Source organism: Actinacidiphila sp. bgisy145 (genome assembly GCF_057708125.1).
Genome location: NZ_JBYIRL010000040.1, coordinates 1 through 14,529 on the forward strand (window position 1 = coordinate 1; position 14,529 = coordinate 14,529).

Below are 14,529 nucleotides of genomic sequence, written 5' to 3' on the forward strand. Positions count from 1 at the left end.
AGAAGCGGAACGACCGGAGGTAGGTGGCGTTCGGCGAGCCGACGCCGGTGGCGTCGTCGAAGCCGTGCACCGCGTTGAGCGAGGTGTCCTGGCCGAAGCCGATCAGCCGGACGATCAGGTTGCCGTTGACCACACCGGCGTCGTAGACGCTGCTCAGCGGGGTGCTGCTGTGCTGGGCCTGCTTGTCGACCACGTCGGTGGTCAGGTGCGAGCGGGCGTAGATCGCCGGGTTGGCGAAGCCGATCGCGTGGTGCGCGCCCTGGATCGCGTCGGCCTGCACCGCAGCGAACTCCGGGGACGAGACGCTGGTGCCGCCGTAGCCGCCCTCGCTGTAGTCCGCGCCGTCGGAGATGCCGACCAGCACCGAGGTGTACAGGTCGCCGACCATCGAGATGTCCGGGGTCACCCGCTTGGCCTGGCTGGTCTTCTGACCGGTCATCAGGGTGTGCGACAGGGTGCTCGGGACGACGCCGCGCTGGTAGCCGGGCTGCGCGAAGTCCTCGCTGGTGCCGCCGCCACCGCCGAAGTAGAACGGCGCCGAAGCCGCGGCCGGGGTCCAGCTCTTGCCGTCGGCCGACAGCGAGGAGCGGGTGGTGCCCATGTCGGTCTCGAAGCCGTACTTGCCGCTCTTGTCCGAAAGCGCCAGCGCGGTGCCGCCGACCGAGGTCACCCACGGGTCGGAGTCGGGCCAGTTGGCCTGGGCGCGCGAGGTGTCGGTCTGGCAGTTGGCGCCGGTGGCCGCCGCCAGCGGGCTGCTGTCACCGCAGTCGCCGGCCGAGAAGCCGATGCCGATGCCCTCGATCGCGGCCTGCTGGAAGACCTGCTCGTACGCCGCGATCTCCGTCGCGGTCACGTCCGCGTCGTCCGTGGTGTGCATGATCTCGCCCCACGAGTTGGAGACGACATCGGCGAGGTGGTGATCGACGATCTTGGTGATCGCGGCCAGCAGGTCGTCGTCGGTGCAGGAGTTGGCGCCGACGTAGACCACGTTGGCGTCGGGCGCGAGGCCGTGCGCCATCTCGACGTCCAGCGCCTCCTCCGGCGCCCAGCCGTCGGGGCCGCCGCACAGGTCCTGGTTCGTCCACTGCGAGGAGTCGACGTACTCCGTGTACTGGCCCTTCCTGAACGCCTTGTCACCGTGGTTGGTGGCGTACTGGTCGGCGTCCGCCTCCATGGTGGAGCTGCCGTAGGCGTCGACGATCGCGACCGTGGCGCCCTTGCCGGTCAGCCCGGTGGCGGTGATGCCGTACGCCTTGCGGATCTGCGAGGGGTACAGCGAGCACTGGTCGAACGGCACGTCCTTGTTCGTGTAGCCGGCCGGCGCGCCCTTGGCGGTCTTCTCGCCCCAGTACGCGGAGCAGGTCGCCGTGGTGGGCAAGGTGGTGTCGCCCTTGCCGGCCGCGGTGCTCTTGGTGCTCTTGGCGGTCGCGGTGTCCGCGGTGACCTTGTGCGAGTCCGGCTGCGCCACGTTGCTGCCGGTCGAGGCCAGGCCGCTGACGCCGAGGACCGCGCTGGAGACCGAGGCCGGGACCTTCACGTCCTTCGCCGGCGCGTGCCGCAGCTCGCCCGACACCTTGTACTGGCGCTCGCCGGTGCCGAACGCCTTGGTGAGGGCGGCGTTGGTGCCCTTGACGGTGATCGCGTGCGAGGTGGTGCCCACCACCTTCAGGCCGGCGTCCTCCGCCCACTTCTGCACGGCGGCGATCTGCGCCTTGGTGGCGCCGAACCGGGCCTGGTACTGCGCGGCGGTGAGGAACTTGCCGTAGCTCGCGCTGGCCGGGTCCGAGACGGCCGTCGCGTACGCGGTGAGCCCGGCCGGGTCCTGGCCGGCGAGGTACACGGTGCCGGTGATCTCGGTGGCGGCCGGGACCGCGCCGGCGTCGGCCGACGCGGTGGCCCACGCCGGGTGCGAGCCGGTGATGGTCTTGGCGGAGGCGGCCGGGGTCGACGCCTGCGAGGGCGCGGCCATCAGCAGCGAACCGGAGAGCAGGGCCAGTGAGGCGGCCGCGACCACTCCGGCGCGGCCTCTGCCGCTGCGGGGTGCGTGTATGTGGGTGATGACGACTCCAACGTGATGGTCCGTGAGCAGGGAACGGCGGGCACGGGCCCTGTACCGCACGCTCGTTCACGACCCACACCCGCGGTGTAGTGTGCACGCCACGTGAGCGTTGTGGGAATAGCGTATGGGCGCTCAGCGGTGCCGCTTTACCGAAAACCGACGATCGGCGCCCGGTCGAATGCGGTCGGACCCGGGTGAACCGCCCATCCTGACAGCGGTGTCGGGCCACCCCGGGTCCGGATACGTTCGGTGGACGTCAGGTGTTGTCGGCGAGGTTGCGCAGACCGCTGAGCGGGCCGTTGAAGTAGTCCTGGTCGCCGGGGAAGGTGCCGGAGTCGGCGTGCTGCCAGAAGCTGTAGAACGGCCAGCCGGCCGGCAGCTTGCCCGCGCTGGAGGCGTAGCGCGCCACGAACAGCGGGTCGTTGGCGGCGAAGACCGGGGTGTTGCCGGTGCAGCGGGTCCACCAGTCGGTGGTGGAGTAGATCGTCGCCCAGCGGGTGGTCTTCGCGTGCACCTCGTCGACGAACGCCTTGATCCAGCTGACCATCGCGCTCTTGCTCAGGCCGTAGCAGGCGGCGCCGGAGGGGTACTCGATGTCCAGCGCGGGCGGCAGCGTCTTGCCGTCCTTGGACCAACCGCCGCCGTGCGCGACGAAGTAGTCCGCCTGCGCCTTGCCGCCGGAGTTGTCCGGGCGGGCGAAGTGGTAGGCGCCGCGGATGAAGCCCGCGTAGTAGGAGTCGGTGTAGTTCGCGTTGAACTTCGGGTCCTTGTACGTGGTGCCCTCGGTGGCCTTGATGTACGCGAACCGGGCGCCCTTGCGGTACTGGGCCGGCCAGTCGACGGTGCCCTGCCAGTTGCTGACGTCGAACCCGGGGGTGCGGGTGCCCGTGGTGCTCGCGGCGACCGGGGCGGTCCCGGCACGGCCCTCGTGGGCGGCGATCGACGAGCCCATCCAGTCGCGCTCGGGGTGCAGCAGCGCGCCGCGCACGTGCGGCGCGCCGCCGATCGCGTCGGCCGGCCCGGCGGGCGCGGCCAGGACTCCCGCGAGCGCGACCGCCGTGCATCCGATCGCCAGTGCCGACTTCCGTACGCCGTTCCGCCCCCGCGCGCTGTGCCCGGCGTCCCGCATGACTGCCTCCATGGGTGTGGCTTTGCTTCCCTTGTGCCCCATATGCGCCATTTGACCAGAGCGATGCGGCGCTCCGGCGCTGGACGCGCGGGGCATCACGGTCACTCCCGTGGGGCCGTACGGGTGAGCGGCGCCGGGCAGTTCGGTGCCGCGGGAAGGCAAAAGGCCACGTCGGCGCGGGTGGCGCCGGGGATCGCGACTGTGCGCATACATCCGTACAGACATACGTATCTACGGTCGTATGTACGGCTTGTATGGACATCGCGACGCGCGGGTGAGGCGCGGAGGCGGGGGTGGCGAGGGGCGGTGACGGGCGGTCAGGCCGGCGGGCGGCCCATCAGGTGGCCGAAGGTGTCCGGGTCGGCGGCGTAGCCGCACAGCAGCGGGTGGAAGCTCCACGCGCCGGACTCGGCGCGGGTGAACTCCGCGAAGGTCGCGGCCGTGGCGGTGCCCAGGTGGTCGAGGTCGCCCTCGGCGAGCACCGTCCAGCCGCTGACGATCTGGTAGCCGGGGTCGTCCACCATGCCGAACTCCAGCCGCCCGTAGCGCTGCTGGATCATCGCGCCGACCACGACCCTGCGGTACTGCGCGCCGAGCCGGTCCAGCTCCAGGGTCATCACCTCGTCGAAGCCGAGGCCCTTGCCGTCCTTGCTGTCGCGGTTGAGCCACATGGTGCCGTCGGGCGCCCGGCTGTCGAAGTGCACCAGGTAGGCCGGCTCGCCGTGCTCCGCGCCGACCTGGAAGGCCGCCGCGATCACGTCCAGGTCGCTCTGCGGGACACCCGGCGGGCTCGGGTCCCACCGCAACCGCACCTCGACCCGCTCGATCCCCTTGCTGAGGCCGGTCATCACACGCCTCCCACCCCGACGCGCCGTCACGAACTGCTGTGCTCTTTCGATTAACCCCCGGTCCGTACCGGCCTGTCCACTTCCCACAACGCCTTCCGGCCACCGGCCGGCGGACGCGGCGCCGGCCGGTACGCGGCGGCGCCCCGCGCGTCCCGGGGTGCCCGGGCGGGCCCGGCGGCCACACTGAACGGGCAAAGCGACCAAAACGCCCACCGTGAGGTGCTCATGATGTACGGGCTGGCCCGCCGCCACCTGCGGCCCAGGGTTCCGCTGCGGCCCGGAGAAGGGCACCGCGCGACCGAGAAGGAGCGGCTCACCAGCCTCGGCGGGCTCGCCGCACTCTCGCTCGACGCCCTCAGCTCGGTCGCGTACGGGCCCGAGGCGATCGTGCTGGTGCTGGTCACCGCCGGCACCGGGGCGATCGCCGCCACCACCCCGATCGCCTTGGCGATCACCGCGCTGCTCGCGGTGCTGGTGGTCTCCTACGGCCAGGTGATCGCGGCGCACCCCGACGGCGGCGGCGCCTACGCGGTCGCCAAGCGGGACCTCGGGCCGCGCACCAGCCTGCTGGCCGCGGCGAGCCTGGTCGTCGACTACGTGCTGACCGTCTCGGTGAGCCTGGCCGCCGGCGCCGCCGCGCTCGCCTCCGCCTACCCCGCGCTCCACTCCCACCTGCTGGAGGTGTGCCTGCTCGGCCTGCTGCTGCTCACCGCAGTCAACCTGCGCGGGGTCGCCGAGAGCGCCCGGGTGCTGATGCTGCCGACCGTGCTGTTCGTGCTCGGCATCCTCGGCGTCGTGGCGGTCGGCCTGGTCCGCGGCCACCCCGCGGCCTCGGTCGGCAGCCGCGAACACGTGCACGTCACCGAGACCCTCGGCGTCCTGCTGGTGCTCAAGGCGTTCTCGGCCGGCTGCGCCGCGCTGACCGGTGTCGAGGCCATCGCCAACGGGGTGCCGGCCTTCCGCGCGCCGCGGGTACGGCGGGCCCAGCGCACCGAGCTGATGCTCGGCGGACTGCTCGGCCTGATGCTGGTGGGCCTGTCCGTGCTGATCCACCGCGACCACGTGGTGCCGCGCGGCGGGGTGACCGTACTCGCGCAGCTCACCGCCGGCGCGTACGGCACCGGCTGGCCCTACACCGCCACCAACCTCGTGGTCACCCTGGTGCTCGGACTCGCCGCCAACACCAGCTTCGGCGGCCTGCCGGTGCTCATGAGCCTGCTGGCACGCGACAACCGGCTGCCGCACATCTTCGGGCTGCGCGCCGAACGCCCGGTCTACCGCTACGGCGTGGTCGCGCTCGCCCTCCTCGCCGCGCTGCTGCTCATCGCGGTCGGCGCCGACACCCACCGGCTGCTGCCGCTCTACGCGATCGGCGTCTTCATCGGCTTCTCCGTCAGCCAGATCGGCCTGGTCCGGCACTGGCGGTCCACGCGGCCCCCCGGCTGGCTGGGCCACGTGTGGGTCAACGGCCTGGGCGCGGCGCTCACCACGGTGGCCGGCGTGGTGCTGCTCAGCACCAAGTTCCTGGAGGGCGCCTGGGTGGTGGTGCTCGTGGTGCCGCTGCTGATGCTGATGTTCAGCCGGGTGGAGCGCTACTACGACGAGGTGCGCGCCGAACTCCGCCTCGGCCAGGTGCCCGCGCCCCCGGCGCGCGGCGGCCCCGGGCTGGTGGTGGTGCCGGTCGGCGAGGTCAGCGAGGTGGCCCGGTACGCGCTGACCGCCGCCCTCTCGCTCGGCGACGAGGTGGTCGCGCTCGCGGTGCACGCCGACCCGGAGCGGGCCGACGCGCTGCGCCGGGCGTGGGAGCAGTGGGAGCCCGGGGTGCGCCTGGACATCGTGGACAGCCCGCACCGCTCCCTGGTCGAGCCCGTGGTCGGATACGTCAAACGGCTCGCCGCGGACGGGCAGCAGGTCGCGGTGCTCATCCCCGAGGTCGAGCCGCGGCACCGCCGCTACAAGATCCTTCAGAACCAGCGCGGCATCCTGCTGGCCACGGTGCTGCGGGCGCGGACCGACGTCGTCGTGTGCATGCTGCCGTACCGGCTGCGCATCTGACGGCCCGTCCGTCACGCGGTCAGGTCCGTACGTCCGTCCGCCGGCCCGTCCGTCGCGCCGGCCCGTCCTTCGTACCGCGGCGCGGCCTCAGGCGTGCTGCGGCCCGTGGCCCAGCGGGTCGAGTTCGGCCGCGGTGGCGCCGTCGGCCGCGGTGGACTCGCTCAGCTCGCGGTGCTCCTCGTCGGAGGCGAGCAGGGCGCGGCCGGCGGCGGTGGCGTAGCGGAACGCGTCGGTGCCGACCAGCAGCCGCAGCGGCGGTTCGGGCATCTCCACGACCTCCAGCAGCAGGCGGGCGACCTTGGCGGGGTCGCTGGCGCTGGTCACGGCGCCGGAGCCGTGCCGCTCGGCCATGACGCCGACGGTCGCCCGGTACTCCGGCCGGACCGGGGCGATCCGCATCGAGGAGCCGGCCCAGTCCGTGGACATGCCGCCGGGTTCGAGCACGGTGACCTTGATGCCGAGCGGGGCCACCTCGGCCGCGAGCACCGAGGAGAAGCCGCCGACGGCCCACTTCGCGGACTGGTAGGCGGCCAGGCCCGGGGTGGCCAGCCGGCCGCCGACGGACGAGACCTGCACGATGTGTCCGGAGCGCTGCTCGCGCAGCACCGGCAGCGCGGCCTGGGTGAGCCGGACCACGCCGAGCAGATTGGTGTCGATCTGGGCGCGGAAGTCGTCGAAGGCGGTGTCCTCGGCGGCGGCGACGTTGGCGTACCCGGCGTTGTTGACCAGCACGTCGAGCCGCCCGAAGCGGTCGACGGCGGTGCGGACGGCGGCCCGGACCTGAGCGTCGTCGGTCACGTCCAGCGGGACGGCGGCGAAGCGGTCGCCGTAGTGCTCGGTGAGGTCGGCCAGGGCGTCGGGGGAGCGGACGCCGGCCACCACGCGGTGGCCGGCCTCGGCGGCGGCCCGTACGATCTCGCGGCCGAGGCCGCGGGACGCTCCGCTGACCAGGAAGACGGCGGACTCGGGGAGTGCGGCGGGTTCCGGGGCCGCGGCGGACGGCGAGGACGAGGGGGATGGGGCGGACGGGGAGGACGGGGTCGACGGGGAGGTCATGGCGGGGCTCCGCTCGGGAGAGGGCTACTGACTAACCGGTTGATTAGTAACTCCATGAGACTCCTCGCCGGGACCTTTGTCAACTATCCGGTTAGTAGATAGGCTGGGTGTCATGAACAGGGACGCGGAGGCGACACGGCGCCGGCTGCTGCGCGCGGCGACCGAGGAGTTCGCCGCCTACGGCATCGCGGGCGCCCGGGTGGACCGGATCGCCGCCGCGGCGCAGAGCAACAAGGCGCAGATCTACCACTACTTCGGCAGCAAGGACGGCCTGTTCGACGCGGTCTTCGACGCCATGTGCCGCGAGACCGTCGACGCCGTGCCGATCGACGCGGCCGACCTGCCCGAGTACGCCGGCCGGCTCTTCGACTCCTACGAGCGGCGGCCGTGGGTGCAGCGCCTCGCGACCTGGTACCGGCTGGAGCGGGCCGGCAGCGGCACCCTGATCCCGGTGCTGCTGGAGAGCAACGCGGCGAAGATCGAGGCGGTCGCGGCGGCGCAGCGCGGCGGCCTGCTGCCCACCCGGTTCAGCGCGGAGGAACTGCTCGGCCTGGTCTTGCACCTCTCGGGCTTCTGGAGCGCCAACACCCCGGAGTTCGACGCGCGGCTGGCCGGCGAGGGCGCGGAGCGGCGCCGCAAGGTGGTCGTGGACGCGGTGGCGGCGCTGGTCGCGGGGTGAGGCGCGGGGCCGGTGCCCGGCCCCCGACCGGCGCGCTCGGCCAACTTCCTTTCGAAGATCATGAGTTGGGCCGCGGCCGCGGTTGTACTCACTGGTAGATTTCCGGTCTGCCGCCCCTACGATGGCGGCATGACACTCGAGGCCACCCGGCAGTGCCACAACGCGCTCAACCCGCTGCACTCGCTGATCTACTTCGCGCCCGAGGCCGAGCGGGAGTACACCGCGATCGGTCTGGAACCCGGCGGCATGGGCTACTTCGCCAGCCGCGCGGCGGCCATGGGCGCCGTGGGCCCCGGCACCGTGGCAGCCGCCTTCTACAACTTCAACCCCGCGCTGATCGCGCGGTTCATCCCGCGGGCGTGGCAGGCCGCCGCACCCGAGGCCGTACTCGACGCGCGGCTGCGCGCGGTGGAGGCGGCGCTGACCCGGGTGCTCGGCGCGGACGCCGCCGACGACCCCGAGGTGGCCGAGGCCGCAGCGCTGGCGACCACCGCCGTCGAGGCGTGCGCGGTGCCCGGCCGACCGCTGTACGGCGCCCACGCCGACCTCGACATACCGAAGTCGCCGCAGGCGGCGCTCTGGCACTGCGGCGGCCTGCTGCGCGAGCACCGCGGGGACGGCCACGTCACCGCGCTGGCCGCGGCCGGACTCGACGGCCTGGAAGCGCTGATCACCCACACCGCGACCGGCACGGGCTCCGCTCCGGAGTTCGCCCGCGCCACCCGCGGCTGGAGCCAGGAGGAGTGGGACGCCGGGTGCGAGCGGCTGCGCGAGCGCGGGCTGCTCGACGCGGACGGCGCCCTCACCCCGGCGGGCACCGCGCTGCGCCAGGAGATCGAGGACACCACCGACCGGCTGGCCGCCGACCCCTACCGCCACCTCGGCGAGGCGGGTACGGCGCGCCTGACCGAGATCGCCTCGCGCCTGACCCGTGCCGCCGCCCAGAGCGGTGCCTTCCCCGCGGGGCTCTCGGCCCCGAAGTAGCCGGCGGACCCGCGCCGCCCCGCCGGTGACGGGCGGGGCGGGCGCGGCCGGTGCGGCGGCTGTGGCGGCGCGGCGCGGGAGCACGTGGGATCTTCGTACGAACGGCGGGCGGTGCCGGGCCGGTTGGAGCAGAATCACGGCACATGGCCATCGACTACCGCAAACGTCTGCGCATCGGCTTCCGCAAGGGGGCGGCCGGGCCCGGGGGGACGGCCGCCGCGGAATCCGGCACCGCGGAATCCGGGACCGCTTCCGGCACCGCGGGTGCCGAGCCGGCGGGTTCCGGCGCCGCGATCAGCCTGCGGAAGGTCGCCGACCGGGCGCCCGGCCTGGTCAGCCTCTACAAGCAGGCCGCGGTCTCGCTGGCCAAGCACCGCGTGGACGGCCGCCGGGCCGCCGTCTACCTGGTGCTGGACCGGTCCGGCAGCATGCGCCCGTACTACCGCGACGGTTCCGTGCAGCACCTGGCGGAGCAGACCCTGGCGCTGGCGGCGAACCTCGACGACGACGGCGTGGTGCCGGTGGTCTTCTTCTCCACCGGGATCGACGGCACCGCCGAGATCGGCCTCGACTCCTACCGCGACCGGATCGGCACGCTGCACGACGCGATGGGCCACATGGGGCGGACCAACTACCACCTCGCCATGGAGGAGGTCATCGCGCACTACCGGGCGTCCGGGGCGAAGGACCCGGCGTTCGTGGTGTTCCAGACCGACGGGTCGCCGACCTCGCGCGCGGCGGCGGAACGCGTGCTGTGCGCGGCCGCGGAACTCCCGGTCTTCTGGCAGTTCGTGGGCTTCGGCGACGACGAGTTCCGCTTCCTGCGCAGGCTCGACGACCTCCCGGTGCCCGCCCGCCGCGCCGTCGACAACGCCGGCTTCTTCCCGGTCGGCGCGGCGCCGAAGGAGATCTCCGACGCCGACCTCTACGACCGCCTCCTGGCGGAGTACCCCGCCTGGCTGACCGCGGCCGCCGCCGCCGGCATCCTCCCGCGCTGACCGGGCGGCCGGGGGATCGGGCGGCCGGTGATCGGGCGGCCGGGGAGCCGGGCGGTCAGCCCTTGACGGAGCCGGAGTTGGCGCCGCGCACGAAGTGGCGCTGGAAGACGAAGAAGAGCACGGCCACCGGGATGGTCGCCAGCAGCGCCGCGGTGAGCTTGAGCGGGTACTGCGTGCCCGCGCTGAGGCTGCCGGAGACGAAGCGGGCCAGGCCCGTGGTCAGGGTCTCGTACTGCGGGGACTGGGTGGCCACCAGGAAGTGGGTGAACTCGTTCCAGGACGACTGGAACGACAGGATGGTCAGCGTGATCAGCGCCGGGCGGGCCATCGGCAGCACCACCGACCAGTAGGTGCGGAAGATCCCGGCGCCGTCCATCCGCGCGGCCTCCTCCACCTCCTTCGGCACGGACAGGAAGAACTGCCGCATGATGAACACCCCGGCGGCGTCCACCAGCAGCGGGATCACCATGCCGGCGTAGGTGTCGAACATGCCCAGCTGGTTGAGCACCAGGAACTTCGGGATGAGCAGCACCACGCCGGGCACCGACATGACCGTCAGCAGGCCGTTGAAGAGCAGGTTGCGGCCGCGGAAGTCCAGCCGGGCCAGGGCGTATCCGGCGAGGGAGTCGAAGAACACCCGGCCGCCGGTGATCAGGACGGTGACCAGGACCGAGTTGCCCAGCCAGCGCGTGAACGGGATCGACTCGCCCCCGCTGCCCCCGAACAGCCGCCGGTAGGACTCCAGCGTGAAGGGGTTCGGCAGCAGCGACAGCGGGTGCGCCGCCGCGTCCGGGTCGGTCTTGAAGGACGTCACCAGCTGGATCACGAACGGCAGGACGTAGACCAGGCCCAGCAGGGTGGACACGGCGAGGATCAGGACGGTGCCCAGCGAGGGGCGCCGGCTGCGCGCGGGATTCCTGTGGATGACGCTCATCGGTTCCTCCCGAGGAGTCGGCGGCCGCGGCCGGGGTGCTCGCCGCGCTCCCGCAGCAGCACCCGCTGCACCAGCGTCATCAGCATGATGATCGCCAGCAGGACGAACGCGATTGCGGCCGCGTGGCCGTAGTCGCTGTCCTGGAAGCCGGAGGTGTACGACAGGTAGGCGGGGGTGAGGGTGGTGTTGCCGGGGGCGCCCTGGCTCATCACGTACACCGCGTCGAAGACCTGCCAGGTGCCGATCAGCCCGAGGGTGAGCACCAGGAAGATCACCGGGCGCAGCGCGGGCAGGGTGACGTGGCGCAGCGACTGCCAGCGGGTGGCGCCGTCCACCCGGGACTGCTCCTCCAGTTCGGCCGGCACGTCCTGGAGCGCGGCGAGGAACATCAGCATGAAGGTGCCCGAGGTGGTCCAGATCGCCAGCACGATGATCGTGCACATCGCGATGGACGGCCCGGCCAGCCAGTCCCACCACGACAGCCCGAACAGGCCGTGCGCGGCCAGCGCGTGCACCGGCTGGTCCGGGTCGACCAGGCCGACCGCCCCCAGCACCGACCAGACCAGGCCGTGCGCGTCGGTGAACCACTTCGGTCCGGTGATGCCCACCCACTTCAGCAGCGCGTTGACCGCGCCGCTGCCCTGGAAGAGGAAGAGGAACACCGTGGAGATCGCGATGGAGCTGGTGACGGACGGGAAGAAGAACGCGGTGCGCAGCGGCCCCTTGCGCTTCAGCCGGCGGCTGTTGACCGCCAGCGCCAGGCCCAGGGCCAGCACGGTCTGGAGCGGCACCACCAGCAGCACGTAGTAGAGGTTGTTGCGCAGCGAGATCATGAACAGCTGGTGGGTCAGCCCGCCGCTGCTGCCGAACAGGTCGGTGTAGTTGCGCACCCCGACGAAGTCGGCGGCCGAGCTGAACGGGTCGGACTGGCCGTCCCAGTGCAGCAGGCTGACCCACAGCGCCATCAGGATCGGCAGCAGCAGGAACAGGCCGAGCACGATCACCATCGGGCTGACGAACAGCCAGCCCCAGCGGCCGTGGTGGCGGGCGGCGAGGCTGCCGCGGGTCGGCCCCGCCGCTTTCCTCCGCCGGCCGGCCCCGTGCGGTCCGCCGCTCCCGCCCGGCCCGCCGGGTCCGTTCCCGCGGTCCGGTCCGCCCGGTCCGGCCGTCCCCGTCCGGCCGGCCGCGGGCAGTGCGACGGCCGCGGCGCCGCCCTGCTGCTCCTTGCGCATGTTCCTGCCCTTTCCCGCTGCCCGCTGGCCGGGTGCCACCGGTCCCACGAACCGTTCGCCGCCCGCGTCAGCCGGCCGACTTCAGCGCCGCCGCGCCGTTCTTCTGCAAGCTCGCCAGGATCGTCTTCGGGTCGGCGCTCGCCAGCCCGCTCAGATCGGTGTCGAACTGCGTCAGCACCTTGGTGAACCCGGGGATCGTCACCGGCCCCTGCCCGTAGGAGGCGCCGTCGGCGAACGCCTTGTCGGCCGGGTACTTCGCGCTGTAGGAGGCGAGCGCGCTGGTCCGGGAGGGCAGCACACCGTAGGCGCCGGCGAAGGTCAGCTCCTGCGGCACCGCGGTGAACGCCTTCACCAGCGAGACCGCCGCGGCGTGGTGGGCGCTCTTGTTGGCGATGCCCCAGCAGGTGCTGAACGACAGGGTGCCCTTGCCCGCCGGCCCCTCGGGCAGCGACAGCACCTTGTAGTCGACCGACGGGTAGTCCGAACTCATCGCGCCGGTGAGCCAGTTGCCCTCGATGGTCATCGCGGCCTTCTGGGTGCCCAGCGCCTCACCGCCCCAGCCGGTGTCGACCTGCTTGGGGAACTTCAGCGCACCCTCCTTCAGCAGCTTCTTGACGTAGGTCAGCGCCTGCACGTTCGCGGCGCTGTCCGCGGTCACCTCGGTCTGCCCGGCGTTGGTGATCCAGCCCCCGGCCTGCTTCATGAAGACGCCCAGTTCGTTGTAGGAGGCGTCGACCACCAGGCCGCTCGTCTTGGCGGTGGTGAGCTTCTTGGCGACCTTCTCCAACTGGTCCCAGGTGGTGGGGTAGTCCGCCGCGGTCAGGCCGGCCGCCTTCCACATCCTGGTGTTGACCGCGAGGGCCAGCGTGGAGGTGTCCTTGGGCGCGCAGACGAACTTGCCGTCGTAGGAGAAGGACTTGCGCAGCGAGTCGGAGAAGTCGTCCTGGTACGACAGCTGGTCGCCGTACGCGTACAGCGAGTTGCCCTTCGCGTAGTTGGCGAAGGTGCTGGAGCCGACGTAGAAGACGTCCGGCGGCTTGCCGCCCGCCAGCGCCTGGCCGAGCTGCTGGTCGAGGTTCTGGGCCGCGGTGACCGTGACGGTGTTGCCGGTCTGCTTCGCCCACGCGGCGGCCGCGGCCTTCACGGCGTTGGTCTCGGCGTCGCCGGACGAGCCGATCATCACGGTGAGGTGCTGCTTGCCCCCGCTGTCCTGCTTGCTGCTGGAGTCGCTGCCGAAATTCGACGAGCAACCGGCCAGCAGGAGGGCGCCGCACAAGGCGACGGGGGCGGCTCTGCGTACGTTCATCATCACTCCGAAGGGGAGGTGCCGATAGCGGCGGGCGGGTGCGGAAGACGGGGGCCGGTCAGGCGGGGTGGGGGCGGTGCCGGTCAGGCCGGGTGCGGGTGGGCGGGTGGCCCGGGGTGCGGGGCGGAGCTCTCCCGGACCACCAGCTCCGGGGGGAGCAGCAGCCGCTGCGGCTCGGCCTTCGGGTGCTCGATCCGGTGGACCAGCAGCCGGGTACAGGCCCGGCCGACCTCCTCCAGCGGCTGGTGCAGGCTGCTCAGGCTGGGCGAGAGCAGCGCGGCCGCCGGCGAGTCGTCGAAGCCGACCACCGCCACGTCGGTGCCGGGCGTGCGGCCGCGCTCGCGCAGCGCCCGGTAGACGCCCAGCGCGAGGGTGTCGCTGACCGCGACCACGGCGGTGACGGCGTTGCCGCCGTCCAGCAGCGGCGCCACGGCCTGCTGGGCCGCCGTCGCGTCGTCCTCGGCGGCCTGCCGCAGGCCGCGCACCGGCAGCCCGTGCCGCTCCATGGCCTCGCGCCAGCCGCGCGCCCGGTCGTCGCCGGAGCCGGAGCCGCGCGGCCAGCCGAGCAGCCCGATCCGGCGGTGGCCGGCCGCGACCAGGTGGTCCACCGCCTCGGCGGTGCCGTGCGCGCCGTCGACGTCGACCCAGTCGCCGATGTCGCGGGCTGACCAGGACCGGCCGAAGGCCACGAACGGGATCTCCCGCCTGGCCAGCCACGCCGGGCGCCGGTCGCCGCGGTAGGTGTTGCTGAGCACGAACGCGTCCACCGAGTGGTCGCGCAGCAGTTGGTCGTAGCGCTCCTGCTCGTCGTCGGCGCCGACCGGTGCGGCGAAGAGCAGCACCCGGTAGCCGGCGGAGTCCGCGGAGTCGGACAGCGCGTGCAGGAAGCGGTCGAGCACGGAGGTGGAGATGCTCGGCGGGGTCGGGGCGACGCCGTAGCCGATCAGCCGGCTGGAGCGGGTGCGCAGCGAGCGGGCGGCCTGGCTCGGCCGGTAGTCCAGGTCCGCGATGGCGCGGCGGACCCGCTCCAGGGTCTCGCCCGCGAGCAGGTCGGGGGAGTTGAGCGCATTGGAAACGGTCTGCGCCGACACCCCGGCCCGCTGCGCCACCATGGCCAGCGTCACCGGCTTGCCCCCACCGCCACCTGCGGCTTTGCCACGCGCCACCTACGGCCTCCCTCGTCGTCCGAGCTTCCGCGGCAGCGCGTTGTCCACGCGTCGCTGCGTTTGGTGGAACGATAAAATCCCCT

Annotated in this window: 12 protein-coding genes; 4 read left to right on the plus strand and 8 right to left on the minus strand. The window is 72.7% G+C overall.

Features of this window, described 5'->3' with window-relative positions; genetic code table 11:
- The 3 genes from AC3ERT_RS29205 to AC3ERT_RS29215 all read right to left on the minus strand — a co-directional run.
- Nucleotides 1-2,014 (minus strand): S53 family peptidase (locus tag AC3ERT_RS29205; RefSeq protein ID WP_435177759.1); only part of this gene is annotated, 2,014 nt, incomplete at its 3' end.
- 301 nt (nucleotides 2,015-2,315) lie between these two features.
- On the minus strand, nucleotides 2,316-3,188 hold the full coding sequence (locus AC3ERT_RS29210; protein WP_435177761.1) for a lysozyme: 873 nt from the start codon (nucleotides 3,186-3,188) through the stop codon (nucleotides 2,316-2,318).
- A 317-nt stretch (nucleotides 3,189-3,505) separates the two neighbouring features.
- Nucleotides 3,506-4,123, minus strand: coding sequence for a TerD family protein (locus tag AC3ERT_RS29215; protein ID WP_435177763.1), 618 nt, complete (start codon nucleotides 4,121-4,123; stop codon nucleotides 3,506-3,508).
- Between the two features lie 138 nt (nucleotides 4,124-4,261).
- Between AC3ERT_RS29215 and AC3ERT_RS29220 the strand changes: the two genes are divergently transcribed.
- Nucleotides 4,262-6,091 carry an APC family permease gene (locus tag AC3ERT_RS29220; protein WP_435177765.1) on the plus strand — a complete coding sequence of 610 codons (1,830 nt, stop codon included), beginning with the start codon at nucleotides 4,262-4,264 and terminating at the stop codon, nucleotides 6,089-6,091.
- Nucleotides 6,092-6,178: 87 nt separating this feature from the next.
- On the opposite strand, the gene AC3ERT_RS29225 is transcribed toward AC3ERT_RS29220, so the two are convergent.
- Nucleotides 6,179-7,147, minus strand: a complete 969-nt coding sequence (locus tag AC3ERT_RS29225; RefSeq protein WP_435177767.1) for an SDR family NAD(P)-dependent oxidoreductase — start codon at nucleotides 7,145-7,147, stop codon at nucleotides 6,179-6,181.
- A 112-nt stretch (nucleotides 7,148-7,259) separates the two neighbouring features.
- Here AC3ERT_RS29225 and AC3ERT_RS29230 point away from each other — a divergent pair, with 112 nt between their 5' ends.
- From AC3ERT_RS29230 to AC3ERT_RS29240, 3 genes are all read left to right on the plus strand, one after another.
- Nucleotides 7,260-7,826 (plus strand): TetR/AcrR family transcriptional regulator, encoded by a 567-nt coding sequence (locus AC3ERT_RS29230; protein ID WP_335972096.1) that lies wholly within the window; start codon nucleotides 7,260-7,262, stop codon nucleotides 7,824-7,826.
- A 129-nt stretch (nucleotides 7,827-7,955) separates the two neighbouring features.
- Complete coding sequence (locus AC3ERT_RS29235) at nucleotides 7,956-8,810, plus strand: SCO6745 family protein (RefSeq protein WP_435134990.1); 855 nt, start codon at nucleotides 7,956-7,958, stop codon at nucleotides 8,808-8,810.
- Nucleotides 8,811-8,953: 143 nt separating this feature from the next.
- Nucleotides 8,954-9,808 carry a vWA domain-containing protein gene (locus AC3ERT_RS29240; RefSeq protein ID WP_435177769.1) on the plus strand — a complete coding sequence of 285 codons (855 nt, stop codon included), beginning with the start codon at nucleotides 8,954-8,956 and terminating at the stop codon, nucleotides 9,806-9,808.
- Nucleotides 9,809-9,863: 55 nt separating this feature from the next.
- Here AC3ERT_RS29240 and AC3ERT_RS29245 read toward each other — a convergent pair whose 3' ends face one another.
- The 4 genes from AC3ERT_RS29245 to AC3ERT_RS29260 all read right to left on the minus strand — a co-directional run bounded on the left by AC3ERT_RS29245 (nucleotide 9,864) and on the right by AC3ERT_RS29260 (nucleotide 14,446).
- On the minus strand, nucleotides 9,864-10,742 hold the full coding sequence (locus AC3ERT_RS29245; protein ID WP_335972099.1) for a carbohydrate ABC transporter permease: 879 nt from the start codon (nucleotides 10,740-10,742) through the stop codon (nucleotides 9,864-9,866).
- Nucleotides 10,739-11,974 (minus strand): carbohydrate ABC transporter permease, encoded by a 1,236-nt coding sequence (locus AC3ERT_RS29250; RefSeq protein ID WP_435134986.1) that lies wholly within the window; start codon nucleotides 11,972-11,974, stop codon nucleotides 10,739-10,741. The genes AC3ERT_RS29245 and AC3ERT_RS29250 overlap by 4 nt, the downstream gene beginning before the upstream one ends.
- A 67-nt stretch (nucleotides 11,975-12,041) precedes the next feature.
- On the minus strand, nucleotides 12,042-13,280 hold the full coding sequence (locus AC3ERT_RS29255; protein ID WP_435177771.1) for a sugar ABC transporter substrate-binding protein: 1,239 nt from the start codon (nucleotides 13,278-13,280) through the stop codon (nucleotides 12,042-12,044).
- Nucleotides 13,281-13,363: 83 nt separating this feature from the next.
- On the minus strand, nucleotides 13,364-14,446 hold the full coding sequence (locus AC3ERT_RS29260) for a LacI family DNA-binding transcriptional regulator (protein ID WP_335972104.1): 1,083 nt from the start codon (nucleotides 14,444-14,446) through the stop codon (nucleotides 13,364-13,366).
- Nucleotides 14,447-14,529 lie beyond the last annotated feature (83 nt).